The organism is Streptomyces candidus (assembly GCF_014207445.1).
Taxonomy (GTDB): domain Bacteria; phylum Actinomycetota; class Actinomycetes; order Streptomycetales; family Streptomycetaceae; genus Streptomyces; species Streptomyces candidus.
This window is the reverse complement of sequence record NZ_JACHEM010000003.1, coordinates 420,538-447,532: the sequence shown is the minus strand read 5'-3', so window position 1 is coordinate 447,532 and position 26,995 is coordinate 420,538. Positions and strand designations below refer to the sequence as shown.

The following is a 26,995-nucleotide window of genomic DNA, read 5'->3' as shown; positions in this document are numbered from 1 at the left end:
TCATGCAGGTGATCCAGTCGACGAAGCTCGCAAATGTCTGTTACGAAATCCGGGGACCGGTGCTTGAGGAGGCGATGCGGCTGGAGGCGGCCGGACACCGCATTCTCAAGCTGAACACCGGGAACCCGGCGGCCTTCGGGTTCGAGTGCCCGCCCGAGATCCTGGAGGACATGCTCCGCAACCTCGGCAGCGCGCACGGGTACGGGGACGCGAAGGGGCTGCTGTCCGCACGGCGGGCGGTGATGCAGCACTACCAGACCAAGGGCATCGACCTCGACGTCGAGGACATTTACCTTGGCAACGGCGTCTCCGAGCTGATCCAGATGTCGATGCAGGCACTGCTCGACGACGGCGACGAGGTCCTCGTACCGGCCCCCGACTATCCGCTGTGGACCGCCTCCGTCTCCCTCGCGGGCGGTACGGCCGTGCACTACCGGTGCGACGAACAGGCCGACTGGATGCCCGACCTCGCGGACATCGAGCGGAAGATCACCGATCGCACCAAGGCGCTCGTCGTCATCAACCCGAACAACCCGACGGGTGCGGTGTACGACGACGAGATGCTGCGCGGGCTCACCGAGATCGCCCGCCGCCACAACCTGATCGTCTGCTCCGACGAGATCTACGACCGGATCCTGTACGACGGCGCGACCCACACGCCGACCGCCGCGCTCGCCCCCGACCTGATGGTCCTCACCTTTAACGGGCTCTCGAAGAACTACCGGGTGGCGGGCTACCGCAGCGGCTGGCTGGCGGTCTGCGGCCCGAAGGCGCACGCCACCTCGTACATCGAGGGCCTCACCATCCTCGCCAACATGCGGCTGTGCGCCAACATGCCGTCGCAGCACGCCGTGGCGACCGCGCTGGGGGGCCGCCAGTCCATCGACGACCTGGTACTGCCGGGCGGGCGGATCCTGGAGCAGCGGAACACCGCGTACGAGCTGCTGACGCAGATCCCCGGCGTGACGTGCGTGAAGCCAAAGGGAGCGCTGTACCTCTTCCCGCGCCTGGACCCGAACGTCTACAAGATCAAGGACGACCGGCAGATGGTCCTCGACCTGCTGCGGGCCGAGAAGATCATGGTGGTGCACGGGACCGGCTTCAACTGGCCCGAGCCGGACCACTTCCGCATCGTGACGCTGCCGAACACGAAGGACCTGGCCGACGCGGTGACGCGGATCGGGAACTTCCTGGACGGCTACGGCCAGCACTGACGGGCCCGCGCGACGGCTTTACCGAGGTTTTCTCTACCCCGGACAACTTTAGACACGATCCAAGCTAGGATGGTCTCCTGACGCACGACGGCAGGAGGCCATCCCCGTGTACGAACCGATCCGCACCAAGTCGGTCCACTCCATGGCCGACGCCGACGACCGCTTCCCGCACCGCTCGCGCGAGGAGGAGCTGGACATCCAGCTCGCCGGACACCTGTCCGCACTCCTCGCGGTGACCGACGAACTCGGGCTCGGCGTCGCCGCCGACCGCATCGCCGTACAGGTCGCGCGCCTGCGCGGCGCCCCGCCCGCCCGGCACGCCGGACACCGCCGCGAGGCGCCCGCCGCCCTGCACCGCCGCGCCCACGCGCTCGCGGGCCGCGCCCTGGTCGTCGCCGCCTCCCGCGCGGACACGGCCGCCGCGATCCTCGCCGCCGAACGCATGGACGCACACCAGGCGGCCACGGCGGCCCCCGCAGCCGACGATCTCGTCGGCTCCTAGAACGGCCCCGGTCCGCGCCCGCTCACGCGCGCGGACCGGGCGCCACCCACCCGCCCCTCCGGGCAGAGCCCCGCGCGTCCGCGCCCGGACATGAGGCGACCCCCGGAGCCGTGAGGGGGCTTCGGGGGTCTCGCCGCGTCTCGTTCCGGTGATCCCACAGGTCAGGGCGGTGTCGTGACGATCCGAGTGCGGCTCTCGTGTCCCCTCCGGGTGTTCGTGCACCCGGAGGGGAGTCCGGTGGGGACTAGCCCAGGCGCTTCACCAGCGCGCGGTACTCGTCCCACAGTTCCTTGGGGGCGTGGTCGCCGAAGGTGTTGAGGTGCTCGGGGACCAGGGCGGCCTCCTCGCGCCAGACCTCCTTGTCCACGGTGAGGAGGAAGTCCAGGTCGGCCTCGGGCAGGTCCAGGCCGTCCGTGTCGAGGGACTCCTTGGTCGGCAGGATGCCGATCGGGGTCTCCACGCCGTCCGCCTTGCCCTCCAGGCGCTCCACGATCCACTTCAGGACGCGGCTGTTCTCGCCGAAGCCGGGCCACACGAACTTGCCCGCGTCGTTCTTGCGGAACCAGTTCACGTAGTAGATCTTCGGAAGCTTCGACTGGTCGGCCTTGTCCGCGCCGACCTTGACCCAGTGGCCCATGTAGTCGCCCATGTTGTAGCCGCAGAACGGCAGCATGGCGAACGGGTCGCGGCGCAGCTCGCCGACCTTGCCCTCGGCGGCGGCGGTCTTCTCGGAGGCGACGTTGGCGCCGAGGAAGACGCCGTGCTGCCAGTCGAAGGACTCGGTGACCAGCGGGACGGCGGTCGCGCGACGGCCGCCGAAGAGGATCGCCGAGATCGGGACGCCCTTGGGGTCCTCCCACTCGGGGGCGATCGTCGGGCACTGGGCGGCCGGGACGGTGAAGCGGGCGTTGGGGTGGGCGGCGGGCGTACCGGACTCCGGGGTCCAGTCGTTGCCCTTCCAGTCCGTGAGGTGGGCGGGGGCCTCTTCGGTCATGCCCTCCCACCAGACGTCGTTGTCGTCGGTGAGCGCGACGTTGGTGAAGACGGAGTTGCCCCACAGGGTCTTCATCGCGTTGGCGTTGGTGTGCTCGCCGGTGCCGGGCGCGACGCCGAAGAAGCCGGCCTCCGGGTTGATCGCGTAGAGGCGGCCGTCCTCGCCGAAGCGCATCCAGGCGATGTCGTCGCCGACGGTCTCCACGGTCCAGCCGGGGATCGTGGGCTCCAGCATGGCCAGGTTCGTCTTGCCGCACGCGGACGGGAAGGCGGCGGCGACGTACTTCGCCTCACCCTGCGGGGGCGTCAGCTTGAGGATCAGCATGTGCTCGGCGAGCCAGCCCTCGTCGCGGGCCATGACGGACGCGATGCGCAGGGCGTAGCACTTCTTGCCGAGCAGGGCGTTGCCGCCGTAGCCCGAACCGTACGACCAGATCTCGCGGTCCTCGGGGAAGTGCGAGATGTACTTGGTCGGGTTGCAGGGCCACGGGACGTCGGCCTCGCCCTCCTGGAGGGGCGCGCCCAGGGTGTGCACGGCCTTCACGAAGAAACCGTCGGTGCCCAGCTCGTCGAGGACGGCCCGGCCCATGCGGGTCATGGTGCGCATCGAGACGGCGACGTACGCCGAGTCGGTGATCTCCACGCCGATCGCGGACAGCGGCGAGCCGACCGGGCCCATGCAGAACGGGACGACGTACATCGTGCGACCGCGCATGGAGCCGCGGAAGATGCCCTCCCGGCCGTCCTTGCCCTGGAAGATCTCCCGCATCTCGGCCGGAGCCTTCCAGTGGTTGGTCGGGCCGGCGTCCTCCTCCTTCTCCGAGCAGATGAAGGTGCGGTCCTCGACACGGGCCACGTCCGAGGGGTCGGAGGCCGCGTAGTAGGAGTTGGGGCGCTTGATCTCGTCGAGCTTCTTGAACGTGCCCTTGGCGACGAGCTCCTCGCAGAGCCGCTCGTACTCCGCCTCTGACCCGTCGCACCACACGACTCGGTCGGGCTGGGTGAGGGCTGCGATCTCGTCGACCCAGGAGACGAGCTCCTGGTGCTGGGTGGGGACGGTGCCGGGAGCCGCGATGTCGCGCGCCACGATTGCTCCTAAACGAGGGAATTGTTGGTTTCTGCCCCGTGGGGGCTGCGACCCGGATGCTTCACGTGGAACTCCCTGGCGCTCATCCGGTGCCGACCGCACTCATTTGATCATCGGGGTGTTCCGCCCATATGTCCAGAGGGCCGCCCACGTGAGCATCGCCACTTCGTGACAAGTGCGCCCGTACGTGAGCATCACCACTCGCCACCCCGGGCCGTCCGGAACTTACGGACCCGTAGGTAGCATTCGGGGCATGACGCCGCATGCCGTGCCCGACCAGGTCACCGAGATCGATCCGCCCCCGATCAAACCGAGACTGCGTGGCTGGCTGCACGCCGGCATGTTCCCCGCGGTCCTGGTCGCGGGCATCGCACTGATCGTCCTCGCGGACTCCACCCGGGCCCGCGTCGCGTGCAGCGTCTTCGTGCTGACCGCCTGCCTGCTCTTCGGGGTCAGCGCCGTCTACCACCGGGGCACCTGGGGGCCGGTGGGCGAGGCGATCCTGCGCCGCCTGGACCACGCGAACATCTTCCTGATCATCGCGGGCACCTACACCCCGCTCACCGTGCTGCTGCTCCCCGCTTCGTCCGGCACCACCCTGCTCTGGGCGATCTGGGCGGCAGCCGGCGCGGGCATCGCCTTCCGTGTCTTCTGGGTCGGCGCCCCGCGCTGGCTGTACACCCCGTGCTACATCGCGATGGGCTGGGCCGCCGTCTTCTTCCTGCCCGACTTCCTGCGGGAGGGCGGCGTCGCGGTGCTGGTGCTGGTCGTGGTCGGCGGGCTGCTCTACAGCGCGGGCGGCGTGATCTACGGCCTCAAGCGCCCCAACCCGTCACCGATGTGGTTCGGTTTCCACGAGGTGTTCCACTCCCTCACCCTGGCGGCGTTCGCGGCGCACTACGTCGCGATCTCGCTGGTGGCCTATGCGGCCTGAAGGCGTGGTGGGCGCGACGCCCGCTTCCGCCCCGCGCGGTGGCCGTGGCTTCGAAGCCGCGGCCACCTGCCATGCCAGCACCCCGACGGCGGCCCCCACCACACCGAGCACCGCCCATTCCCCCCAGACCAGGAAGGCCGCCACACACAGGGCCGCCACCACTCCGGTCAGCACGTTCACGATTCTGCGCATGCTTCCTCTTTCCTCTATCACTCCGCACATCTGTCGTAATTTCACGGACGGTTCTGCTACCCACCACACATCGTGACATGCCGCACCGACAACCGACCGGCCGTCAGAAGTACGTGATCATGGCCGACAATGGCGCAATGTCCGCACCCCACCGCTCCCCCGGCACCACCGGCACCCGCCCGGGACTGCGCGAACGCAAGAAACTCCGAACCCGGCTGGACATCCGCCGGGCCACCTTCCGGCTGGTTGCCGACCAGGGCTGGGACGCCCTCACCATCGAACAGATCGCGGCGGAGGCGGACGTCTCACCGAGCACGGTCCTGCGGTACTTCCCGGTGAAGGAGGACATCGTCCTGCCGGACGGGTACGACCCCGTACTGGAGGGCGCCCTGCGCGAACGGCCCGCCTCGGAGCCCCTCCTGGAGTCCGTGCGGGCCGTGCTCACCGCGGCGATGCGCCGCTCGCTCGACGAGGAGCCGGACGAAGTGCTGCTGCGCACCCGGCTGATGCTGGAAGTGCCCGCCGTGCGCTCCCGGATGGTGGAGAGCGTGAACGTCACCAGCCGGATGCTGTGCCGGGTGGTCGCGGAGCGGACCGGACGGGACGCGGGCGAGCTGGAGGTCCGGATCTTCGCGACGGGACTGCTCGCCGCCGTGCTGGAGACCACGCTGTACTGGGCCGAACGCGGGCAGCGGGACGACCTGGTGGGGCTGGTGGACCGGATGCTTCGGACGTTCGAGGGGGGCCTCGGCCGTATCGAGGACCTCGACGGCTGAGCCCCCCGCCGCCCCGCGGGCGGCCCGCCCTCCGTCCCGTTACCGCCCCCGTACCCCCACCTGCTCCCCGAGCACCCCCGCGTCCGTCGTGGGCGCGGCGCACACGAAACGGCGGCAGACGTACGCGCCCGGCGTCGGCCGGTCCGTCAGCAGCGGGAACTCGGTGCCGTCCGAACCGAAGGCGACCACCGCGCCCGGTGCCGTGCCCAGCAGCGCCGTCCGCCACAGCTCCCGCGCCGCCGGGTCCGAGGCGGAGCCGACGACCGCCACCTCGCGCGGTCCGTCCAGCGCCGCCTCCGCGACCGCCAGGCCCCAGCCGATGAAGCGCGGGGCACGGGAACCGAGGGTCTTGACGACGCCCAGGGCGCCTTCGGCCGCTTCCCGGTGGGCGGCGGAACCGGTGTGGGCGGCGTACGAGAGGAGTGCTCCCGCCGCTGCCGTCCAGCCGGACGGGGTGGCGGTGTCGGTGGGGTCCTGCGGGCGGCGGATGAGCTTCTCGGCGTCGTCGGCCGTGTCGTACAGCGTGCCGTCCTCCCCCACGAACCGCGTCAGCACGTGGTCGAGGAGGAAGCCGGCGAAGTCCAGCCAGGCGCCCTCGCCGGTGACCGAGGCCAGGGCCAGGAAGCCCTCCGCGACGTCCGCGTAGTCCTCCAGCACACCCGCGTGAGGGCCGACCCGGCCGTCCCGGGAGGTACGGGCGAGCCGCGCGGCGTCGTCGAGGTGCACGCGTACGAGCAGGTCGGCGGCCTCCGTCGCGCGTTCGATCAGGTCGGGGCGGTCGAAGTACGCACCGGTCTCGGCGAGCGCGGCGACGGCGAGCCCGTTCCAGGCGGCGACCACCTTGTCGTCGCGGCCCGGCGCGGGGCGCTCGGCGCGCGCGGCGAGCAGGCGGGCGCGGATCGACTCGATCTGCCCGGCGTCGGCCACCGTGCCGTTGTCCTGCGGGAGCTGGAGGACGGAGGCGCCCTCCTCGAAGGTGCCCTCCTCCGTCACCCCGAAGTACGCCTGGGCGAGCCCCGCGTCGGCCTCGCCGAGCACGTCGCGCAGTTGGCCGGGCGTCCAGACGTAGTACGCGCCCTCGACGTGCCGGCCGTGCGCGTCCTCGCTGTCGGCGTCCAGCGCGGACGCGAAGCCGCCCTCGCCGGTGCGCAGTTCCCGGACCATGAAGTCGGCGGTTTCCAGGGCGACGCGGCGGGCGAGGTCGGAGCCGGTGGCGCGCCAGAGGTGGGCGTAGACACGGCACAGGAGCGCGTTGTCGTACAGCATCTTCTCGAAGTGGGGCACGACCCACTCCCGGTCCACCGAGTACCGGGCGAAGCCGCCGCCCAGCTGGTCGTAGATGCCGCCGCGCGCCATCGCCTCGCACGAGTCGGACGCCATCTGCAACGCGCCCTCGGAGCCCGTGCGGGCGGCGTGCCGGAGGAGGAATTCCAGCGCCATGGACGGCGGGAACTTGGGGGCGCCCCCGAAGCCGCCGCGCACCGCGTCGTACTCCCGGGTCAGGCCGAGGAGGGCCGCCGCGAGGTCCTGCTCGCCGGGCAGCTCGGAGGTAGCGAGGGCCAGGGAGCGCTCGCCCAGATCCTTGACGATCTTTCCGGCGACCTCGTCGACCTCCGCCCGCCGGTCCGTCCACGCGGTCCGTACGCCCTCCAGGACCTGCGGGAACGACGGCATCCCGTGCTTGGGCGAGGGCGGGAAGTACGTTCCGAAGTAGAAGGGCTCGGCGTCCGGGGTGAGGAAGACGCTCATCGGCCAGCCGCCCTGCCCGGTGGCGGCCTGCACAGCCTCCATGTAGACCGCGTCGACATCGGGCCGCTCCTCGCGGTCGACCTTGATGTTCACGAAGTGCTCGTTCATGTACGCCCCGACACTGTCGTCCTCGAAGGACTCGTGCGCCATGACGTGACACCAGTGGCAGGCGCTGTAGCCGATGCTCAGGAACACGGGGACATCGCGCCGCCGGGCCTCTTCGAACGCGTCGGTCCCCCAGGGCCACCAGTCAACGGGGTTGTCGGCGTGCTGGAGCAGGTAGGGCGACTGCGAGTCAGCCAGTCGGTTCATGCCGACATCGTCGCACGACCCGGACCGCCCAGCCCGCTCCGTGCTCCGCATCGCGGTCGGGCACGCGAGGGCGCAGGCTCGTCCGACACGACGCACTCACCCATCGTCCGGCCGGCCGTCGGCCCTCACCTGCGGACTCGGGTCCGGACTCGCCGGACGCCGCGACTGTTCCGCAGGACCGAGCCGCTGCTCCTCTTCGGTGGTGGCGGACGAGGGCACGGCGCGGCCCAGGTCCGCACGCTGGAAGCAGTAGAGCGCGAGCAGCATGACGGCACCGCCCAGGAACTGGAGCGGGCCCATTCCCTCGTCGAGGATCAGCCACGCCAGGGCGGCGGCCACGACGGGACGCAGCAGTCCTGACATGGATGCGAGGGCCGGGTCCACGGTGCGCAGCGCATAGGTCATCAGCCCGTGCCCGAGCAGCTGGCAGACGAGCGCGTAGCCGAAGATCAGTGCGTATCCCGAGGCGCTCTTCGGCAGCAGGGGATCGCTCGTCAGCATCGCCACCGGTGCCAGCATCACCATGATCACCAGCGAGTTGGTGAGCATGATGACGCTCGTGGGGATGCGTTCGCGCAGGCGTTTGGTCATGAGGAGGAACACGGCGTACAGCGCCGCGGACGTCAGAGCGAGTCCGTCGCCGAAGGCGTGCAGGCTGCTCGGCGCCTGGTCCCCCCCGCCCGCCACGACGAGCGTGCCCCCGGCCACCGCGACGACCACCGCCACCAGCTTCATCAGGCCGACGCGCTCGCGGTACACCAGCCGGGCGAAGAGCAGCACGAACACGGGCGAAGCATTCATCAGGAACGCGGCGTTGGCCACCGAGGTGTAGCTGACCGCCCACTGATTGGCCAGCAGATCGAGCCCGGAGACGATGCTGACCAGCACGAGCAGTCCCATGTCCCGGCCCCGTATGTCCCGCACCCGCACAGCAGCGCTCCGCGGTGCGAGAACCGCCCCGATCATCATCGACGCGGCCAGCATGCGCAGCATGAGCGTCGCGGTGGGGTCCACCTCGCTCAGGCGCACGAAGATGAAGGCCGAGCCGATCCCCACGACGCTGCCCCCGAGGGCGAGTTTCCCCCGAATGCGCTCCGTCCGTGTGGGAGTCGGAGTCGTCTCCGGCGCCTTCGTCATGAGGTCCCGCTCTCCTCTTCCGGAACACGAACGGTGTTGAGTGCGCAGTGAATGCTTCCGAAGAGCTTGTGGTGGTTGTCGAAGGGCACGCTCACCACCTCGATCCCCCGCGGCTCCAGGAGTGGCGCCAGTTCCTTGTGCGCGGCCGTCGAGGTGAGGACGGTCTGCCCGTCGGGGAGGAAGAAGCTGTTGGCGGCGAAGAGGAGCCGTTGCGCGGCCGAGAGGGGGATGACCTCCACGCCTGTCGCGTGCAGCGCCTCGCGCAGGGTTTTCGCGGCGGCGCCGGGTTCGTCCGGGTCCCGATGGACGACGGCCGACACCTCGACGTCGTCGAGCCGGTCCTCGGCCACGAGGGCGGTGTCGTGGCCGAGGGCCAGCCAGTGGTCGAGGTGGAACTCCTCGGGGCGCCGGCGTCCGTCATGCACGCTGATGACGGCCCGCTCCCCGGTCAGCAGCAGCCGGCGGAGCCGGTCCATCGCCTCGGGGCTGCTCCGGAACCCCCCGCTGAGCACGGCGACGCGTGGCGAGACCGCGGCGTCCCCGCCCTCCAGCCAGTGGCCTTCCTCGGTCGTGAGCTCGGCAGGCCTGCCCCGGAGCTGCTCGAGGACCGTCCTGACGACCCCGGTCTCCCGCGCCCGGTCCTGCCGGCGCAGCCGGCCGAGCGCCACCGCGTCCCCCAGGTCGACGTAGTGGTCGCGGGGGAACATCAAGCCGAACAGGGGACGGATCTCGTAGGACTCGTAGGAGGCGTCGGGGCTGATCTCGGCGAGCTGGGGATCGGCGTACGTGCGCAGGTGCGGTTGGCGGATCACGATGTCCGCCAGGTCGTCGCCGCTCCAGCTGTCGAAGGCCGCCCGGATGCCGGGCCGGCGACCCGGGTCGTCGGTGCCGACCGCGGCAGCGGCGAGAGCGACGAGCGCCTCCCGGGGGGCGCCGGTCAAGAGCTGACGGACGCTCAGGCACTCGGCTCCGCGGCTGACCAGGACCTCCTTCAGCGCGGCCGACTCCGCGGCGGCGCACCCCGGGTCGTACGGCGGGTCCTCGCCCATGAACAGCGCCATCTCCGCGGGCATGACCTCGCCCGGGTCCTGCATCAAGAAGACGATACGGCTCATCGTCCCTCCTCCGTCAGCACGTAGCGGTAGGTCCGCAGCGTCTCGTCGACCGCGTCGGTGATGTGTTTCGCGGACGGCGCGCGGTAGCGGAACCGCCCGAGGAGCTTCTCGTAGCCACCGGCGCCGTCGAAGCGGTGGCCCGGCTCGGGCAGTACCTCGGCGTACAGGCACTCCACTCGTTCCAGCACGCTCTGCCGCGACGCCAGGGTCAGCCCCGCCGGTTCCGGGAGCATGAGGAATCCCGCGTGCTCCCGGGGGACGCCCTGGGGCAGCGTCCGCGGAGTCTGCGACAGGACGACGCGGAGCCAGTCGCCCACAAGGTCCACCCCGTAGACATCGTGCAGGACGAACGGTATCTCGCCGCCACCGACTCGCGCTCCGACTTCGAGGAAGACGGGCCCGTCGTCGCTCTCGATGACCTCCAGGTGGAACGGTCCGTCGCGCAGGTCCAGCGCGTCCAGGCACCGGCCGGCGAACTCACCGATGAGGTCCGCCTTCTCGTCGAGGCGCACCACGGAGGCAAGCGGCTCGCCGCGGGAGAACCCGTAGCAGGTGCCGACGTACTGGGAGCTGAGCTGGAAGCACGTGCGGCCCCGGTGGCGCAGGCCGTCGACGTGCCAGATCGGCCCGGAGACGTGCTCCTCTGCCTCGTACTCGGCCAGGTCGAGGCCGGCGAGTGCCGCGGCGGGGTCGGTGCCGGGCTCGATCACGACGACTCCGCTGGAGGCCGCACCGGCGCGCGGCTTGGCCACCATCGCTCCCCCGCAGGTACGGGCGAACTCCACGGCCTGCGCGACCGACGTGACGGCGGTGAACTGCGGAACCCGCAGCCCTGCCTCGGCGACGGCTTCCTTCATACGGGGCTTGTCCCGGAACAGTTGGGTGGCCTGCACCCCGGGACCGGGCACGTTCAGCTGCTCACGGACGGCGGCAGCGGTCAGCAGGTCGAACTCGGACTGGGCGAACACGGCGTCGAAGGGACCGGCTTCCCGGTGGCACCGCTCGGCGGCCCGGAGCACCTCCTGCTCGTCGCCGAGCGAGGACAGCACCTCCAGGTGGCGGTGGCTGGACCGCCGGGCCATGGGCACGTGTGCCGGAACCGTCACGTAGGAGACCTCATGCTCCTGGTGGTCGATGTACCGGTCGTACTCCGCGAAGCTGTCGCTGTGCCGGTTGAGAATCAGAAGCCGCATGCCACGGTCCCTCCCGTCGCTTTCCCCATCGGGGCGTCCACCCGGGCCACTGCGGCTTCGTCCGCCGCGCGACCACGGTGGCGCGCGAGGCGCGTGCGGTGCTGGATGTCCTTGCTGTAGCGGTAGGGCTCGTCCCGGCCCTCCGGCACGGCCCAATGGGTGGACATGCGCATGCGTTCCCTAACGTGTTCGGTGGGGGGTGGTGCTGTCCGCGGGTGCCCGCGGAAGGGCGCCCGCACAGAGCTGACGGGCCGCCGGCCTCGCGTGCGTTCGTGATCAGGCCCGCTCGACGACCTGCCGGTGGCCGTAGCGGCATTGCCGACCAGCCCCCGAGCCCACGGTGGCGCAAGCGAGCCGATGCCGGTGGAGGACGGTCTCGCCCGGCCGACGTCCCCGGCTGCGGCCATGACAGGTGTCCGGGCACTCCGCGCCCTGACACGGAACCGGGGCGTCATGGACGTCCTCGGCAGCCTCGACGCGTCCGCGTCCCGGCGGGACCGTCGGGAGGTGATCCGCGAGCGCCACACCGCTGCCCCGATGCCGGGCGTGGCCGAGGTACTCGCCGTGTCCGGCGAAATCGTCGCTGCAGCGGTCGGCGATCAGGATGCCCATGCTGCGGCGCTCCTCACGGACTGCTCGACGTGCGTATCCACTTGTGCGAGGGCGGCGTCCAGCGCCGCCCGGTCGTCGGCCACGAGGACAGCGTGTCCGAAGCGGTCGCGGAAGTCGGTGGCGGGCCGCAGGGCGGCTCCCGCCGCATGGCTGACCGAGGCGTCTCGGCACCCGGTGACGGCGGACATCCGCCGGACGAGCCGACCCGGGTCGCCGAGAACAGCCGGGTGCGGGACGCTGAAGAAGCGCACGCCGGCAACACGTGGCCGTCTGCCCGCATCCGGTGGTGTGACGGGCAGCCCGGCCAGGGCCTGGATCATCGCTCGTGGCAGGTCGAATCCGTACGAGGCCGCGACCAGTTCCGGAATCCGGTCACCGCCCAGGCGCGCGGCCACCTCGATCACTACGGGGCCCGACGAAGTCAGCCGCGCCTCAAGGTGGAAGACCCCGACGTGCAGGCCGAGGGCCTGGACGGCGGCTCGGGTGACCCGCTCCACCTCGGCCCGTGCCGCCGGTTCGAGCCCGGCATCCACGATGTGCCCGACCTCGACGAAGTGCGGTTCGGCACCCAGTTGCTTCTCGGTCACGGCCACGACACGGACGGTGCCCTCCGCGACGTATCCCTCGACACTGACTTCGGGACCCGTCACATACGACTCCACGAGGAGCCGGCCACCGATGCTGAGTCCCATGTCGTCGATGGGGTCGCGGCGGGACAGCTCCACCTGGTCGCACAGCTCGCCGAAGTCTTCGACGCGGCGCACCCGGAGGCTGCCGCAGCCGTTGACAGGCTTGACGACCGCGGGGAATCCCACCTTGCGGGCCACGTCCTGGAGTACGGCGTTGTCGGCGCGCTCGACGGCGAGCGGGACGCCGTAGGCCACCCGTACGCCATGGGCCGCGAGCGCTTGTTTCATTCTGCGTTTGTCTCGCAGCAGTTCGGCCGACCGAGGGGTGATTCCCGGAACGCCGAGGCGCTGCGCCACAGCGGAGGCGGTGGATATGGAGTACTCGAACCCCGGTACCACCGCGGCGACTTGGGTTCGCCGCGCCAGGGCGGCGGCCATGTCGGCCACCGCCCCGACCGACCGTGTGTCCACCTGGACGTGGGCTGCCGTACCCGCCGCGATGGCATCCCGTACCGCGGTGGGCAGCTCATGCGCAGCCCGACGGTCACCTATGTGGACACCGAATCCGAGCCCGAGCGCTGCCGGGATGAGGTCGACGCCGGACGACTCCGGTTCGAGTATCAGGACGGTCCCGTCGGGCACTGCGGATCCTTACGGTCGACATGGCATGACACGGCGATGCGGACACCGTGAACGGTGCAGGATTTCGCGGCGACTCAGGCCTTGCGGCCGGCCGTGGTCTCGTAGAGCTCGGTGAAGTAGAGCGCGATCAGGTCGATGAAGTTGACCAGGTGCCGTTCCGCGTCGTCGAGGGAACCCCAGCCCTTGATGGCTCGGTCCACCGTGCCCCACATCAGCTCGTCGTGGTCGTGGGACTCGTCGTAGTCGATGTGCGCCTGGGAGCCCTTGACCTTCTCCAGACCGTAGATCTCGGCCGCGTGCTTGGTGATGCCCGGGTTGTAGCGGTCCGAGTACCACTCGACGAACCAGTTCCAGACCGTGGTCGGGAGCGGTCCTTCCTGGTTGATGGAGAAGTACATGTACCCCATGAGGTATTCGGTCGACGGCATGGGACGGGTCGCGTCCACGTCTTCCTTGCTGAGACCGAATTCTTTCAGGTCGCGCAGGAACATCCCCTCGTGGTTGTTCTCTTCGGAGAGATACCTCGCGAGTGTCGCAGCAAGCCGGTGGTCCTTGTAGCCCACTTTGTACAGACCGTAGGCATCCACCTCGTTGTTGAGGCGAATGCGCAGTACGGTCTCGACGAGGTGACGACGGTAGTAGTCCGGGTCCGACCATTCGGCGGCGTGGAATTCACGTGCCTTCGGAACCTTCTCGAAGAGCCGCTCCATTCCTTCAGCGGCAAGCTTTTCGAGGCGTTCGCGTGACATATAAGTGCCTTTCATCGCTCGATGGTGAGAGTTCCTGACACCCTCGGCGCGCCAGAGATGGCGCTGGCGCCTTCCGCAGCAGGGCGCGTCGTTCCGGCAAGCGCGACTTCGACCCTCGGCTCGATACCTCGTGGACGGTTCGAGTTTCCTCTTGCACGCCCTGGGAGCGGTGCCATCAGTTGCCTCACTCCGGGAGTCGGACACTCGGCCGAGATGAAGAAGCGTTTCGGCGTGCGGTGCGGTCGGCACTCCTGCTGCCCACCGCGTGATCGGGAGCTTGAGCTGGTAGCACGTGAGGTCATGTCGTGGCGGTCGTCGTGGAGTTGACCTTTGTGGGGATGCAGATGTCTCGCGCCCGGACTCCACTCCGAGCGGCGTGCTCACCACCGGCATAAGACCACTCATCCGAGGACTCACACGGAGGATCGTTCCTAATGTGACCCAGATCACAAGTGCACCGCGCGTCGCGCGCGCCAGCGATCCTGCCTCATGGCTGGCCCCGTGAACTCCCTTTCAGAAAGCGCCACTTACCTCCAGCGAGCAGGGAGGATCCACCGGCGGTCCGTACCTCAGGCAGCCGCCGCTCTACAGACACTGACCACGGAGGCAGCCGGATGCGTGGTGCACGGGGACGTCGCCCCGGGCACGTACTCCACCCGCACTTCGAAGTCCGTGACGGCGGCCGTGGATGCGGCCCAGGTGGTCGGGCTGCGGCCGCGATGCTCCCGACAGTGGTCTCGTACCGGCGGCGGTGAGCCGCGATCCGGAGCGGCCCGGCCCCCAGGCGAGCGGGCCGGTACGCAGGGCTTTCGAGCCGCAGACCTCGTTGCCGGGCCAGTGGGCTCACGGGCGGAGGCGGCGGTCGGCCAGGCGGTGAAGGTTCGATGAACTCCCCTGTAATGCAATGTCGTTGCTTCGCATCGCGCGCCGCCTCGAGAGACGACTACTCACCTCCGCGAACCCCTGTTCGGCCTCACGCACAGGAACGGCCCGGACGCGGGGCACACCCGGCAGCAACACCGTCGACAGCAGCCGTGGCTTCTTTTCCGCGCGGCCGGGACCGAGAATCCCGCCGGGGATGTCGTCCAGGACTTCGCAGCGCCATCTCGCCGACCCCGCGCGGAACCGGCCTTCGACGAGGCCGGGCAGGACGGGAAGGGCACAGCGACCGCCGGCAGGAGGGCGCTGGAGCAGAGTTCACCTTCCACACCAGGACCACCCTCGCCTGCCCACAGGCGACCCGCGCCGGACGACGGCCCTGACGTCGGCGAGGCGGTCGGGCACCCCCACCGACCCCGCCTCGACGCCCTCGGACACGTCCATATCCATCGGTCCAACAGGACGGTGACGCAAGGAAGTTAGGGGCCCGCTCCACCCATCAGAACGCCCGTTGACACCCGTTGAAGCACGTCCTACCGTGACCGCATGGTTTCAGCAAGATCATATGTCCTCCTCTTAGGGCTCGGTACGCGCTATTTTTTGCGCGAGCGATCGTTCTCGGGCGCGAAGGATGCAAGTTCCCTGCCTGTGTGGGCAACAGCGGTCGATCCGCAGCGATCTCCGCAGCGCTTCTTCGATCAACTGATAGCGGCGGACGACGGCTACGCCGATTCCGTGCTCGCGGCGGTGGCCGAATGGAAACAGCGCGGCTGGGACCTGGCGGCAGTGGTGCCTATCAACGACTGGGGTGTGCCGACAGCGAGTGCCGTCGCGAAGGAATACGGGTTGCCGGGACTCTCCGCCGATTCCGCACACGCCACCCGCGACAAGTACGCGATGAAGGCCCGCTTCGAGGCGGCGGATCTGCCGACCCCGCGCTCCATCGCCGTCACCTCCGAGGAAGAGATGCTCGCGGCGGCCGCGGAGATCGGGTACCCGGTCGTGCTCAAGCCCGCCGACTTCAGCGGCAGTGGCGGGGTCAGCCTCGCCCATACTCGTGCTGAGGCGAGTGCCGCGTTCGCGGCCTCGGTGGAACACATCGAGCGCCACCGCGATGATTTCCCCATCGAGGGCACCCACTACCTGGTTGAGCAGTACGTGGACTCCCAGGAAGAAGTCTCCGTCGAGGTGCTCTGCCACGGCGATCGGCGCATGACGCTCACGGTGACCGAAAAGTACCTTTCGGAACCTCCTGTGTTCGCTGAGGTCGGGCACCTCGTACCCAGTCACCGTACGGGCGATACGGCGCTGAAGACTTTGGCGGAGAAAGCGTGCGAGGCCCTCGGGATCGATCGCGGGATCGCGCACGTCGAGGTCAAATTCGACAGCAAGGGCACTCCGTGGCTCATTGAGGCGGCGGCTCGTCCCGGCGGTGACGGCATCATGGACCAGATGGAACGTGCCTACGGGTACAACCCCTACACCCTGCACGTGGCCTCTTACCTGGGGATTGATCCTTTTCCTCTGGTGCGGAGCGAGCCCACCCGCAGCAGCGCCGTTGCCTTCCTGAAGGCACAGCCAGGGAAGATCACTTCGGTAAGGATTCCGGAGGAACTTCCCGAGAGCGTGGTTTCCGTCTACGTGTCCAAGAAGCCCGGTGACGTCGCGAAGCCTGTCGCGGACTGGACCACCCGGGACGGCGTGGTCGAAATCGTCTGGGACGAAGTTTTCACCGAGCGCACCATGATGCCTGTCAAAATCGCGGATACGCTCTCCGACGAAATTTTCGGTTGATCAGAGATTGGGCGCATGAGGAAAGTCTTGCCAGCATCTATGATCCGCTATACCGTCGTTTCGACCGCTTACCGGCTCTTCGCTGGCATCTTCCTCGTTGTGATCAACTGGCAGATCGCGACGGCAGAAGGCGGGGGCTACTGGCGGTTGGTCATTTCGACGCTGCTGTCGTATTTGCCGGCACTGGCGGTACCGCTCCTGCTCCGCCGCGTCAAGATAACGGGGCAGCGCCTTTCTGTGCTGTCCCTGCTTTATGTGGCCATGATTTCCTTCGTGGTCAGTTTCCTCGTCGAGAACCCCACCGCGCTGGTCGTGGCAAATCTCTTCATGTGGATCGGATTCTTCGCCCTGGAGGCGAGCTGGGAAAGCTGGTTCAACGAGGAGAAGCGGCGTCAGGACGTGTCGTGGGCCAGCTCCGTCACCATGTCGGGCAACCAGGCGGCCCTGATGATCGGGCCGCTGATGGCCCCCGTGATCATCGAAGTGGTGGGCACCCGCGGCATCGTCCAGGCGTTGACGGCGGGCTTTGCACTGGTTGCGGCGCTCAGTTGGCCGAGGGTGGGTGCCGCTGCGGTCACTGACACGGAGGCCGAAGCCGTGGCGGAAGCCGACGCAGGACCCCCGGCGAAGCCTCGGGCCCCGCTCCGTCTGATCGCCACGTTCGCGCTCATCTGGCCGGTGTTGGGCGCGTTCAACTTGATGCTGCCGCTCCAGGTCAGCGACCGGGGCGCGGGCCTTGTCACGGTCGCCATCGTCGACGCCTGCCTGGGCATCGGCGTCATCGCCGCAGGGGTGATTTCGGCCCGCACGAAGCTGTCTTCCGCAACACTCTCGAAGCTGGTGATTGCCTGCGCCGTACTGGGCGGGGTGTTGTGGGCGCTGCCGACGGGTGGAACCACCGTGGTCGCGATGGCGCTCTCCACCTTCGCGCTGGGGGCCGGCTTCGGCGCACTGCGCATTGCCCTGCGGGAGTACACCGCTACCCACTACGACTCCGCCGTTACCGGTCAAGCGGTCGCCATCGGTAATGCCACGGCGATTCCCATCTTGGCCGTCGTCTTCCTGGTCTTCGGTGCGGCGCAATCGCTGGTGTGGATCGCACCGTTCCTGCTCGTCATCGTAATGTCGTGCTCATTGCAAGGATTGCGGACATGGAAAGCATCGTTGAAGATCTAGTCGCCCTCCGCCTCGACCCTCGCACCGTTCGGAACACTGACCCGCACCACGGCCTCATGGTTGCCGCCGAAGGCGTCACCAATATGGAGGCAGCGCGATTCCGTGAGGCCATCGACATTCTCGAAGCGATGCCCCCTCGCTCCCTCGACCCCGAGTTCCGCACCACGCGCGAGGCCGTGTTGAGCTGGGCCCGCGGAGATCTGCCGAGTGCCCGCGAGATGCTGGCGAGCAGCCTGCAGACCTCCAGTGGGGGGCATGCACTGCTCACCGGCTTCCTGGCACATATGGCCGATTTCTTCCTGGGTGACAGTGAGGGAATGCTGGAGACGGGCCGCAGCCTCATCGAGCTGCGCTCCACGATGACCCGCCGCGCCGCCGGCCTCAGCGACGGCCTCCTCGCCTTCGCTCTGGAGGAATGCGGGGAATTCTCCGACGCGATCTCCTCCGCTGAGCGTGCGATGAGCATTAATCCTGATGACATCTACGCGCTGCACGCCAAGGTGCACGTGTTACAGAGGCTCCGCGACAACAAAGCGGCGAAAGAGTCCATCTCCCGTTACTCCAACGGCTGGGGAGCGGCGGAGCCGATGCGCATCCACATGTGGTGGCACTTCGCCATAGGGCTGCTCGGTGAGGGTGAACTGGATGAGGCTCTGCGCTGCTACCAGCTGGAGGTGCGCCGCAAGTCAAGGGCGGGAGCCTGGGAAGACCTCGATGCGGTCGCGCTGCTGTGGCGGCTGGAAATGCTGGGAGGACAGGAGTTCTCCGAGATGCTGGCGCCCCAGTGGTTGACGCTCGCGGACGCCTGGGCCGCCTATGCGGCGGACCCCAATTACGTCTTCAACGATCTGCACGCCGCGATGGCGTTCGCGAAGGCGGAAGACTACCGACTCTTCGACAGGATCGTGGCTTCCTGCCGCGCTCGAGAGACGCCGGAGTTCTTCCACTCGGTGTGCCGGCCGCTCTTCGAGGGCATCGCAGCCTTCGCGCAGCGGGACTACGCGACCTCCGCACGGGTCATGCGCGTCGCCCTAGAGCGGCAGCAGTTGTCCATCGGCGGCAGCAAGGTACAGCAGAACATCTTCCATTGGACCCGGGATGCGGCCGATACCTATCTCCGGGACAGCAACCCCAGCGAGCTCTTCAGCTCTCACATCCACGCACGAACGGGGAGATGAACACAATGACGCATCACATGACCGCCACCATCGACGAAAACGAAGTCGTGCAGCTCGACTATCCGGAGCCCGCGTCGCTGACGGTCAAACAGGGCAGGCTCGGTTTCTACTGTCTGCCCGACGGTGGTTATTCCGAGGAGGAGTTGCGCGAAGGCGTGACGGTCATCGGCGTCGGCGAGAAAATAAGCATTGCGGCGGGCGACAAGCTCTTGCTGACGGCTGCGCAACCGCATACGGAGTACAGCAGCGAAAGCACGGCGGAGCCGAAGCAACGCAGCATCCCGGCGGACTACCCGATTGTCTCCGCGATGTGCAATTACGTCACGGAGAAGGGCTACTACTTCGGCTACGAAGACCGCTACGCGAAGGTTTACGAGCGCGGCGCGTCATCTTGGGAGGGAACGTCCGAGAACGCGAGCCTGCGCGAGATCCTTGCACGGCACCCGGAGATCTTCGAGGGTGACATCGTGGACCTGGGAACAGGGGAAGGGCGCGACAGCCTCTTTCTGCTGAGCAGTGGAATAGGTCGCAGTGTGACCTCCTTTGACGTGTCGCACAGCGCCCTGGAAAAAGCGCGCCAGCGGGCACGGGAAAAGGGCCTGCCCGCCGATGTATTCATTGAGAAGGACATCATCTTCCTGCGCGATGTAGCGGCGGAGTCCTTCGATCTGGCCCTCAACATGGGTGCACTGCACATGCTCGACCGGGCGGAGGACCGGGCGCGTCACATCGCCCGTGTCTTCGACGTCCTGCGCCCCGGTGGACACTTCGTCGTCGACCACTGTGCCTCGGACTGGGGCCGTGGCTTCCACACCATCAAGAACTACGACAGCGTCGCTGCCGACCTGGTGCCGGGGCGCACCATCACCCGCTACGTCGAGATCGAAGGCGAGCGCAAGCCCATCGACCTCGAGGTGCTGCACTACTCCGAGCGTTCCCCGGAATCGCTGCTCTCCGAGTTGACCGCCGCGGGCTTCGAGGAGTTCACACGCCTCGACACCGACACGGAAGCCTTCGGCAACTCCACACTGCAAGTAGTGCGGAAGCCCAGGAAGGATGCTCAGTAAATGACACCCGGACTCCCCCCCACCACATCGGCCGAAGCGAATGTGCTGGCGCTGGTGAAAGAGCTGACTGAGGGCGCGGTCGCGCGTGATCGTCACCGCGAGCTGCCGCGGGAGCAGGTGCGTGCTGTAGCCGACGCAGGCTTCAGTCGGCTGCGCATACCGAAGGAATGGGGCGGTGACGGGCTCACGATTCCTGAGTGGGGAGACGTACTCGTCGAGCTGGCGGCGGCCGATCCCAACATCTTGCAGATCTTCCGCGGCCACATCGCCTTCGTGGAGGATGTCGTACACCGGCCCGACGAGGAGTACCGGAAGCGGTGGCTGCCCCGACTTCTTGACGGGCAGGTGGTGGGCAACGCCTGGGCGGAGGCGGGTCCGGTCGCGATGGGGAAGAAGAACACGCTCTTCACCCGGCAGGACGACGAGATGACGGTCTCCGGGAAGAAGCACTACACCACCGGCTCCATTTTCGCGGACTGGGCGGATGTATCCGGAATCCACGAGGGGCAGAGCGTAGCTGGATTCGTCTCGATGCATCAACCGGGCATCACCGTTCACGACGACTGGGACGGATTCGGCCAACGCACCACCGGCACGGGCACGGTGATCTTCGACAAGGCGCGTGTCGACCCACGCGATGTCTCTCCCTTCGAGGATCGCATTCGCTATCAGACGCCGCTTTACCAGTGGATATTGCTCGTCGTGCAAGCAGGTATTGCGATCGCCGTTGAGCGAGACATCACAGAAGCCGTGCGAAACCGTCAGCGCAACTATTCGCACAGTTCCGCCCTTCTGGCGAAGGACGACCCGAATATCCAGTCGCTCGTGGGGGAAATCTCCTCCATAGCCTACACAGCGCGGGCGCTGACCCGCGGAGTGGCGGAGGCCTTGCAGCGGGCCTCGGAGACGGGGGTTGCCGGGCGGGATTCGGAGGAGGATCGTGAGGCGAATCTTGTGGCGGAAATCCGCTCCGAGCAGGCGCAGGTGATGCTTTCCGAGTTGGTACCGCGCTCGGCAACCCTGCTGTTCAACGCGCTGGGTGCCTCGGCGACGAGTGCCGGTCGCGATCTCGACCGGCACTGGCGCAACTCAAGGACGGTCGCCAGCCACAACCCGGTGATGTTCAAGCAGCGGGCCATTGGGGACTGGCTTCTCAACGGTACTCCGCCGCCCGTCGACTGGCAGGTGGGAGCTCCCGCCACAGAGAAGACGCCTTCGAGTTGACATCGAAGAACCCGTTGGCACCCTCCCCAGGGTTCGACGATCGCGGCGGCCCCAGCGCGGCAGCAGCCGATCAGCTGGGACGTGTCACGGCAGGGGCGACGGGCACAGCGCCCCTGCCGTGCTTCGGCACCTCCGCACCCGCCAACTCCCCTTCCAGGGCGCCCATTCCACCATCCCCGCCCGCTACTCCCTGACCTGCACAGACAGCGCCACGATCAAGACTCACAGCTGCCACCCCACACGATCGCCACTGCCGGCCGCGTCATGCAAGAAGGGAACTGTGTTCGTGACCGCATCACCCGTAGTGACCTCGCAGGAATTTCGTGCCGCCATGGCCCGGTTCACATCGGGAATCGCCATTGTGACAACGACTGACAGAAATGGCACAGATCACGGCTTCACTGCGAGTTCCTTCACCTCTGTTTCCCTCGATCCTCCGCTGGTGCTGGTCTGCATAGCCCGGAGCGCACGCTGTCACCCGGTGTTTCGGCAGGAACACCGCTTCGGAGTCAGCATTCTCGCTTCCGGCCAGGGGACGTTGGCGCAACGCTTCGCGAGCTCGTCGGACGACAAGTTCCAGGATGTAGCTGTCACGCGCACCGACCATGGGACGCCCCTGATTCATGGCGCGTTGTGCACCCTCGAATGTGAGACGAACGCGCAATACGACTCGGGAGACCACACGATTCTGGTGGGGCGGGTGGCGGAGGCGGTATGCGGAGACGGCAGCCCGCTCGTCTGGTACGGCAGGGGCTTCCACTCGCTCGCTGCGTTGAGCCACGCGCTGGCTTAGCGTGTCCCTACTGCCGGGGAACCGCACCGGAGGAAGGCCCGGAAAGCGGCCTCAGCAGATCTTTCGGACGTCGATGCGCACCGACGCCGCGACACCGGCAAGAGAAAACCCGATTTCCTCGCCGAGCCGGCCCGGCAGGGCAGGGCACCACCGTGGCGCACTCGCCGCCCTTCGGTGCCTGGTAGGGCCGGGCCCATCCCGAGACACCGCCGTCGCGCGGACCGGGCACCACGAACCGGACCGGACGTTGTCCTGCCACTGGCACCAGCGGTGAGCAGGAGGAGTCCCCCGCTCAGCAGCGCCGGCACCGCCCGCCTGCGCGCCTCCTCGAAGTCCTCGGCGGACCAGGGCCATCGTCGACCGGATGTCCGCGTGCGGGAGGAGGCGGGGGCGTCTCATGGTCCGGGCGCTCGCCCGCCGCGTCCATGCGCCAGGTTCTCGCCATGCGGGAGCGCCGGTGCCCGCACTCGCCCTCGCCGAGGCGCCCCGAGCGGGCCGCACGCCACCGCCCGACGGCGCCGTCGAAGGCCGGGCGGCCGGCGGCCGGGGAGTCGACCGCCGACCGGCCGGACAGTGGCCCGGCTCGCGTGCGGTTCGTGCTGCCGGCAGCCCCTGCTTCCGGTGGCCGGGCGGGGCGCTAATTCTTCTTGCCGGGGCCCCGGTCCGGTCCCCCGGACCGGGAACCGGACGGCTCGGCCGGGGCGGTCCCCGCCGCCGCCTTCTTCGCCCCGCCCTCGCCGCCCTCGGGTCCCGCGACCGGAGCGCCCGGGTCCGGCGCCTCCTGGAAGGAGACCTTCCCCATGTGCCGGTTCATCGACTTCATCAGCGCCCACACACCGACCGCCAGCGCTGCGAACACGAGGAAGCCGAGGACTCCCGGCGTCACCTTGTTCTTGTCGAAGGTGTCGTCGGCGGCGAGCGACACGAGCTGAGTCATTGCCTGGGAAACGTTCACCTAGGCATTGTCGCGGATGCCCGCAAAGAGGTCGCTCTCGGGGAGGGACGTGGGCACCAGGGACTTCGCGAGCTCGTAGTCCTCGGTCGGCCAGACCTCCTTCTGGAGGTCCATCGGGATGCGGAACCAGCCGCCGTCCGGGTCGATCTGCGTGGCGTGCGCGATGAGCGCCTTGTCCCGGATCTCGAAGAACTCGGAGGCGGGCACGAAGGTGGTCAGCGTGCGCTCGTCGCGCTGGAACTCCTCCCAGCGCTTGAGCCAGTCCCCGTACGGCGACTCCATGCCGCGCGACAGCAGCGCCTCGTGCAGGGCGACGGTGCGCGGCTTGTTGAAGCCCTGGTTGTAGTAGAGCTTCATCGGCTGCCAGACCGGGCCGAACTCCTCCTCCGGGTACGCCGCCGCGTCGGCCGCCCCGTCGAAGGCCACCATCGTGATCTTGTGGGTCATGATGTGGTCGGGGTGCGGGTAGCCGCCGTTCTCGTCGTACGTGGTGACGACCTGGGGGCGGAAGGCGCGGATGGACCTCACCAGGCGGCCGGCCGCCTCGTCGACGTCCTCCAGGGCGAAGCAGCCCTCGGGCAGCGGCGGCAGCGGGTCGCCCTCGGGCAGGCCCGAGTCGACGAAGCCGAGCCACTCCTGCTTGACGCCGAGGATCTCGCGGGCCTCGGCCATCTCCTTGGCGCGCACCTCGTGGATGTGCTCCTCGATGTACTTGTCGCCCTGGAGCTTCGGATTGAGGATGGAGCCGCGCTCCCCGCCGGTGCAGGTCACGACGTGCACGTCCACCCCCTCGGACACGTACTTCGCCATCGTGGCGGCACCCTTGCTCGACTCGTCGTCGGGGTGGGCGTGCACGGCCATCAAGCGCAGCTGCTCAGTCAAGACTCTCGATCCTCGTGTGATCCGGCGCCCTCGGTGATCCGGCGCAATGGTGCGGCTTCTATATTGACCGAACCGGGGGCGGAAAATATTCCTGGATTCCCGCACGGCCGGAGGAACACATCATGAACGCGGTAGGCGACAGCGCTCCCGGCGCTCCCGAGGGCCGTTACGGCCGCTCAGCGTCCGCCGACGCCCGCACGGACCGCAAGCTGAAGATCACGGGCGCCGTGCTGGGGACGCTGCTGCTCGCGCTGGTCGGCTGGATCGGGTACGGCTACATCACCAAGCAGCAGATCAGCGCCGAGCTGATCAAGTTCGACCTGAAGTCCTCGGACACCGAGGTGCGGGTCCACCTGGAGATCCGCAAGGGTGCCGACGTCACCGGGACGTGCACGGTGCGCGCGCTGGCCCGCAGCGGCGCCGAGGTCGGCCGCAAGGACGTACGCATCGACCAGCGGGGCCAGAGCCGGATCGACGAGATCTATCCGATCCGCACGACGACGAAGGCGACCAGCGCGGAACTGCTGAGCTGCACCGCCGACAGGCAGTGACGCGGCCCTCCCCGAAGCGGGCTTGAACGCTCTGAGCTGCGATGATGCGCCTGTTACGGTTTTTCTCCTCCCCTCGGGGGGAACGAATTGTTAGGCTCGTGGTTTCGCCCGCCCGTGGAGGCACATCCTTCTGGGGTAGGGCGATGCTTTGTTATCCGTAACTTCGAGGAGCACCTGTGACCCAGACCAGCGACGACGTCACCTGGCTGACCCAGGAGTCGTACAACAAGCTCGTGGAAGAGCTGGAGTACCTGTCGGGTCCGGCGCGCGGTGAGATCACTGCGAAGATCGCGGCGGCCCGTGAGGAGGGCGACCTCCGTGAGAACGGCGGGTACCACGCGGCCAAGGAGGAGCAGGGCAAGCAGGAGCTCCGCATCCGTCAGCTGAAGCAGCTCCTGGAGCGCGCGAAGGTCGGCGAGGCCCCGGCGAAGAGCGGCGAGGCGGCGCCCGGCATGGTCGTCAAGATCGCGTTCGACGGCGACGAGAACGACACGATGACGTTCCTGCTCGCCTCGCGGGAGTACCCGACCTCCGACATCGAGACGTTCTCGCCGCAGTCCCCGCTGGGCACCGGCGTGATCGGCAAGAAGGTCGGCGAGGACGCCGAGTACGAGCTGCCGAACGGCAAGAAGGCCATGGTGCGGATCCTGGAGGCGACGCCGTACCAGGGCTGACGTCCCCCGCGTACCCGCGTCGCCCGTACGTACGCGAGTGCCCCCGGCCGCCAGTGGCAGCCGGGGGCACTCGCGCGTGCGGTTACGGGTCAGACGGTCGCCGAGCGGTACTTGCGGACCGCCAGGGTCCGGAAGACCAGGATGATCAGTACCGACCAGATCAGCGAGGCCAGGACCGGGTGTTCCATCGGCCAGGCTCCCGTGACGGAGACCGGCCGGCCCTCGATGGTGTTGCCGAAGAGCTCCCGGGCCGCCTGCACCGTCGCACTGAACGGGTTCCACTCGGCGACGTGCTGGAGGAACGACGGCATCCCGTCGACCGGCACGAAGGCGTTCGAGATGAAGGTCAGCGGGAAGAGCCAGATCAGACCGCCCGAGGTGGCCGCCTCCGGGGTCCGTACGGACAGGCCGATGAGTGCGCCGATCCAGGAGAACGCGTACCCGAGGAGGAGCAGCAGGGCGAAGCCCGCCAGCACCTTGGGGATGGCCTCGTGGGCTCGCCAGCCGATCAGCAGGGCGACCGCGGCCAGCACGACCAGCGTGAGCGCCGTCTGCACGAGGTCGGCGAGGGTGCGGCCGGTGAGGACCGCGCCGCGCGCCATGGGCAGCGACCGGAAGCGGTCGATGAGGCCCTTGTGCATGTCGTCGGCGATGCCCGCTCCCGCGCCGGCGGTCGCGAAGGTGACCGTCTGCGCGAAGATGCCCGCCATCAGGAAGTCCTTGTAGGCCTGCTTGAGATTCCCCGCGTCGGCCCCCGGAATGTTGATCGAGCCGCCGAACACGTAGGTGAACAGCACCACGAACATGATCGGCTGGATCAGCCCGAAGATGACCATCTCCGGAATGCGCATCATCCGGATCAGGTTCCGCTTGGCGATGGTCAGCGAGTCGGTGACCGACTGGGCGAGCCCGCCCCTGGCCACGGGCGCCAGCGACTTGGCCGGCATGGTCTCGGTGCTCACTTCTTGCCCACCTCCTCGGCGTTCTCCGTCTCGTCGACCTCGGCGGCGTGCCCCGTCAGGGAGATGAACACGTCGTCGAGGGTGGGGCGCCGCAGCCCGATGTCGTCGATCTCGACCCCCCGTGCGTCGAGTTCGCGGATGACCTCGGCGAGGAGCTTGGCGCCGCCGGTGACCGGGACGGTCAGCTTGCGGGTGTGCTGCTCGACCTTGGTGTCGCCCTTGCCGAAGCCGCGCAGGACCTCGTCCGCGATCACGATGTGGTCGCGCGCGTGGACGACGACCTCGATGCGTTCGCCGCCGGTACGGGCCTTGAGCTGGTCGGAGGTGCCACGCTCGATGACCTTGCCGTGGTCGATGACGCAGATGTCGTGCGCGAGGTGGTCGGCCTCCTCCAGGTACTGGGTGGTGAGCAGGAGGGTGGTGCCGCCGGCCACCAACTCCTGGATGACCTCCCAGAGTTGCTGCCGGTTGCGCGGGTCGAGTCCGGTGGTCGGCTCGTCCATGAACATGACCGGCGGGGAGACCACGAGGGCCGCCGCGAGGTCGAGCCGGCGGCGCATGCCGCCGGAGTACGTCTTGGCCGTACGGTCGGCGGCCTCGGAGAGGTTGAAGCGCTCCAGGAGTTCGTCCGCGCGGACCTTGGACGCCTTCTTGGACATCTGGTAGAGCTGCCCGACCATCTGGAGGTTCTCGCGGCCGGTGAGATATTCGTCGACGGCGGCGAACTGGCCGGACAGGCCGATCGAGCGCCGTACCTCGTTGGGATGCTTCAGTACGTCGATGCCCGCCACGAACGCCTGGCCGCTGTCGGGCCGGAGCAGGGTGGTCAGGACGCGGACGGCCGTGGTCTTGCCCGCGCCGTTGGGCCCGAGCAGCCCCAGCACGGTGCCCTCGGGGACGTCGAGATCGACGCCTCCCAGGGCTTTGACGTCGCCGAAGGTCTTGACCAGACCCTCGGCATAGATGGCGCCTGGCATAGGGGGTCCCCCAGTTGTCGGGTGGTTCCTCACGCGAAATATTGGAT

At 68.4% G+C, this 26,995-nt stretch carries 25 protein-coding genes and 1 pseudogene; 12 read left to right on the top strand and 14 right to left on the bottom strand.

The genetic code is table 11. The features are described 5' to 3' along the window. Positions 1-2 precede the first annotated feature (2 nt). Together HNQ79_RS08035 and HNQ79_RS08030 are read left to right on the top strand one after the other, a co-directional pair. Positions 3-1,214: a pyridoxal phosphate-dependent aminotransferase gene (locus HNQ79_RS08035; RefSeq protein ID WP_185028428.1), complete on the top strand. Its 1,212-nt coding sequence runs from the start codon at positions 3-5 to the stop codon at positions 1,212-1,214. 106 nt (positions 1,215-1,320) lie between these two features. After that, on the top strand, positions 1,321-1,716 hold the full coding sequence (locus tag HNQ79_RS08030; protein ID WP_185028426.1) for an SCO4983 family protein: 396 nt from the start codon (positions 1,321-1,323) through the stop codon (positions 1,714-1,716). Positions 1,717-1,960: 244 nt separating this feature from the next. Here HNQ79_RS08030 and HNQ79_RS08025 read toward each other — a convergent pair whose 3' ends face one another. Next, positions 1,961-3,796: a phosphoenolpyruvate carboxykinase (GTP) gene (locus HNQ79_RS08025; RefSeq protein ID WP_185028424.1), complete on the bottom strand. Its 1,836-nt coding sequence runs from the start codon at positions 3,794-3,796 to the stop codon at positions 1,961-1,963. 253 nt (positions 3,797-4,049) lie between these two features. Between HNQ79_RS08025 and trhA the strand changes: the two genes are divergently transcribed. After that, positions 4,050-4,730 (top strand): PAQR family membrane homeostasis protein TrhA, encoded by a 681-nt coding sequence (trhA, locus tag HNQ79_RS08020; RefSeq protein ID WP_185028421.1) that lies wholly within the window; start codon positions 4,050-4,052, stop codon positions 4,728-4,730. Positions 4,731-5,059: 329 nt separating this feature from the next. Beyond that, a complete protein-coding gene (locus HNQ79_RS08015; RefSeq protein WP_185028419.1) occupies positions 5,060-5,698 on the top strand; it encodes an acyl-CoA-like ligand-binding transcription factor in 639 nt (212 codons plus the stop codon). A 39-nt stretch (positions 5,699-5,737) separates the two neighbouring features. On the opposite strand, the gene HNQ79_RS08010 is transcribed toward HNQ79_RS08015, so the two are convergent. The 8 genes from HNQ79_RS08010 to HNQ79_RS07975 all read right to left on the bottom strand — a co-directional run bounded on the left by HNQ79_RS08010 (position 5,738) and on the right by HNQ79_RS07975 (position 13,851). After that, complete coding sequence (locus HNQ79_RS08010) at positions 5,738-7,759, bottom strand: thioredoxin domain-containing protein (RefSeq protein ID WP_185028417.1); 2,022 nt, start codon at positions 7,757-7,759, stop codon at positions 5,738-5,740. A gap of 96 nt (positions 7,760-7,855) precedes the next feature. Then, positions 7,856-8,896: a DMT family transporter gene (locus tag HNQ79_RS08005; protein ID WP_185028415.1), complete on the bottom strand. Its 1,041-nt coding sequence runs from the start codon at positions 8,894-8,896 to the stop codon at positions 7,856-7,858. Then, positions 8,893-10,011, bottom strand: a complete 1,119-nt coding sequence (locus tag HNQ79_RS08000; RefSeq protein WP_185028413.1) for an arginine deiminase family protein — start codon at positions 10,009-10,011, stop codon at positions 8,893-8,895. Before HNQ79_RS08000 ends, HNQ79_RS08005 begins: the two co-directional genes overlap by 4 nt. Beyond that, positions 10,008-11,204 (bottom strand): ATP-grasp domain-containing protein, encoded by a 1,197-nt coding sequence (locus HNQ79_RS07995; protein ID WP_185028411.1) that lies wholly within the window; start codon positions 11,202-11,204, stop codon positions 10,008-10,010. Before HNQ79_RS07995 ends, HNQ79_RS08000 begins: the two co-directional genes overlap by 4 nt. After that, positions 11,192-11,371, bottom strand: a complete 180-nt coding sequence (locus tag HNQ79_RS07990) for a hypothetical protein (protein ID WP_185028409.1) — start codon at positions 11,369-11,371, stop codon at positions 11,192-11,194. The genes HNQ79_RS07995 and HNQ79_RS07990 overlap by 13 nt, the downstream gene beginning before the upstream one ends. Before the next feature lie 109 nt (positions 11,372-11,480). Next, a complete protein-coding gene (locus HNQ79_RS07985; RefSeq protein ID WP_185028407.1) occupies positions 11,481-11,816 on the bottom strand; it encodes a hypothetical protein in 336 nt (111 codons plus the stop codon). Further along, positions 11,804-13,087 carry an ATP-grasp domain-containing protein gene (locus HNQ79_RS07980; protein WP_185028405.1) on the bottom strand — a complete coding sequence of 428 codons (1,284 nt, stop codon included), beginning with the start codon at positions 13,085-13,087 and terminating at the stop codon, positions 11,804-11,806. The genes HNQ79_RS07985 and HNQ79_RS07980 overlap by 13 nt, the downstream gene beginning before the upstream one ends. 74 nt (positions 13,088-13,161) lie before the next feature. After that, positions 13,162-13,851, bottom strand: coding sequence for an iron-containing redox enzyme family protein (locus HNQ79_RS07975; protein WP_221507456.1), 690 nt, complete (start codon positions 13,849-13,851; stop codon positions 13,162-13,164). 1,410 nt (positions 13,852-15,261) lie between these two features. On the opposite strand from HNQ79_RS07975, the gene HNQ79_RS07970 reads away from it, so the two are divergent. From HNQ79_RS07970 to HNQ79_RS07945, 6 genes are all read left to right on the top strand, one after another. Continuing rightward, positions 15,262-16,509 (top strand): ATP-grasp domain-containing protein, encoded by a 1,248-nt coding sequence (locus HNQ79_RS07970; RefSeq protein WP_185028403.1) that lies wholly within the window; start codon positions 15,262-15,264, stop codon positions 16,507-16,509. 39 nt (positions 16,510-16,548) lie between these two features. Next, positions 16,549-17,685: an MFS transporter gene (locus HNQ79_RS07965; RefSeq protein WP_185028401.1), complete on the top strand. Its 1,137-nt coding sequence runs from the start codon at positions 16,549-16,551 to the stop codon at positions 17,683-17,685. Beyond that, entirely contained in the window at positions 17,661-18,863 is a 1,203-nt protein-coding gene (locus HNQ79_RS07960) for a tetratricopeptide repeat protein (RefSeq protein ID WP_185028399.1), read from the top strand. The genes HNQ79_RS07965 and HNQ79_RS07960 overlap by 25 nt, the downstream gene beginning before the upstream one ends. Positions 18,864-18,880: 17 nt before the next feature. Continuing rightward, positions 18,881-19,930 carry a class I SAM-dependent methyltransferase gene (locus HNQ79_RS07955; RefSeq protein WP_229923324.1) on the top strand — a complete coding sequence of 350 codons (1,050 nt, stop codon included), beginning with the start codon at positions 18,881-18,883 and terminating at the stop codon, positions 19,928-19,930. Then, on the top strand, positions 19,931-21,154 hold the full coding sequence (locus HNQ79_RS07950; RefSeq protein WP_185028397.1) for an acyl-CoA dehydrogenase family protein: 1,224 nt from the start codon (positions 19,931-19,933) through the stop codon (positions 21,152-21,154). Between the two features lie 280 nt (positions 21,155-21,434). After that, positions 21,435-21,947, top strand: a complete 513-nt coding sequence (locus HNQ79_RS07945) for a flavin reductase family protein (RefSeq protein ID WP_229923325.1) — start codon at positions 21,435-21,437, stop codon at positions 21,945-21,947. A 284-nt stretch (positions 21,948-22,231) separates the two neighbouring features. Here the strand turns inward: HNQ79_RS07945 and HNQ79_RS34935 are convergent. The 3 genes and pseudogenes from HNQ79_RS34935 to mca form a co-directional block, all read right to left on the bottom strand. Beyond that, positions 22,232-22,346: pseudogene (locus HNQ79_RS34935) on the bottom strand (DUF255 domain-containing protein); the annotation flags it as partial. 238 nt (positions 22,347-22,584) lie between these two features. Next, entirely contained in the window at positions 22,585-22,884 is a 300-nt protein-coding gene (locus HNQ79_RS07940; protein ID WP_221507520.1) for a hypothetical protein, read from the bottom strand. 18 nt (positions 22,885-22,902) lie between these two features. Further along, entirely contained in the window at positions 22,903-23,784 is an 882-nt protein-coding gene (gene mca, locus HNQ79_RS07935; protein WP_185028393.1) for a mycothiol conjugate amidase Mca, read from the bottom strand. A 122-nt stretch (positions 23,785-23,906) separates the two neighbouring features. On the opposite strand from mca, the gene HNQ79_RS07930 reads away from it, so the two are divergent. Further along, positions 23,907-24,335: a DUF4307 domain-containing protein gene (locus tag HNQ79_RS07930; RefSeq protein WP_185028391.1), complete on the top strand. Its 429-nt coding sequence runs from the start codon at positions 23,907-23,909 to the stop codon at positions 24,333-24,335. A gap of 176 nt (positions 24,336-24,511) precedes the next feature. Then, positions 24,512-25,009: a transcription elongation factor GreA gene (gene greA / locus HNQ79_RS07925; protein ID WP_185028389.1), complete on the top strand. Its 498-nt coding sequence runs from the start codon at positions 24,512-24,514 to the stop codon at positions 25,007-25,009. A gap of 89 nt (positions 25,010-25,098) precedes the next feature. Here the strand turns inward: greA and HNQ79_RS07920 are convergent, their stop codons facing one another. Both HNQ79_RS07920 and HNQ79_RS07915 read right to left on the bottom strand, forming a co-directional pair. Then, entirely contained in the window at positions 25,099-25,956 is an 858-nt protein-coding gene (locus HNQ79_RS07920) for an ABC transporter permease (protein WP_185028777.1), read from the bottom strand. 11 nt (positions 25,957-25,967) lie between these two features. Next, positions 25,968-26,948 (bottom strand): ATP-binding cassette domain-containing protein, encoded by a 981-nt coding sequence (locus HNQ79_RS07915; protein ID WP_185028387.1) that lies wholly within the window; start codon positions 26,946-26,948, stop codon positions 25,968-25,970. Positions 26,949-26,995: the final 47 nt, after the last annotated feature.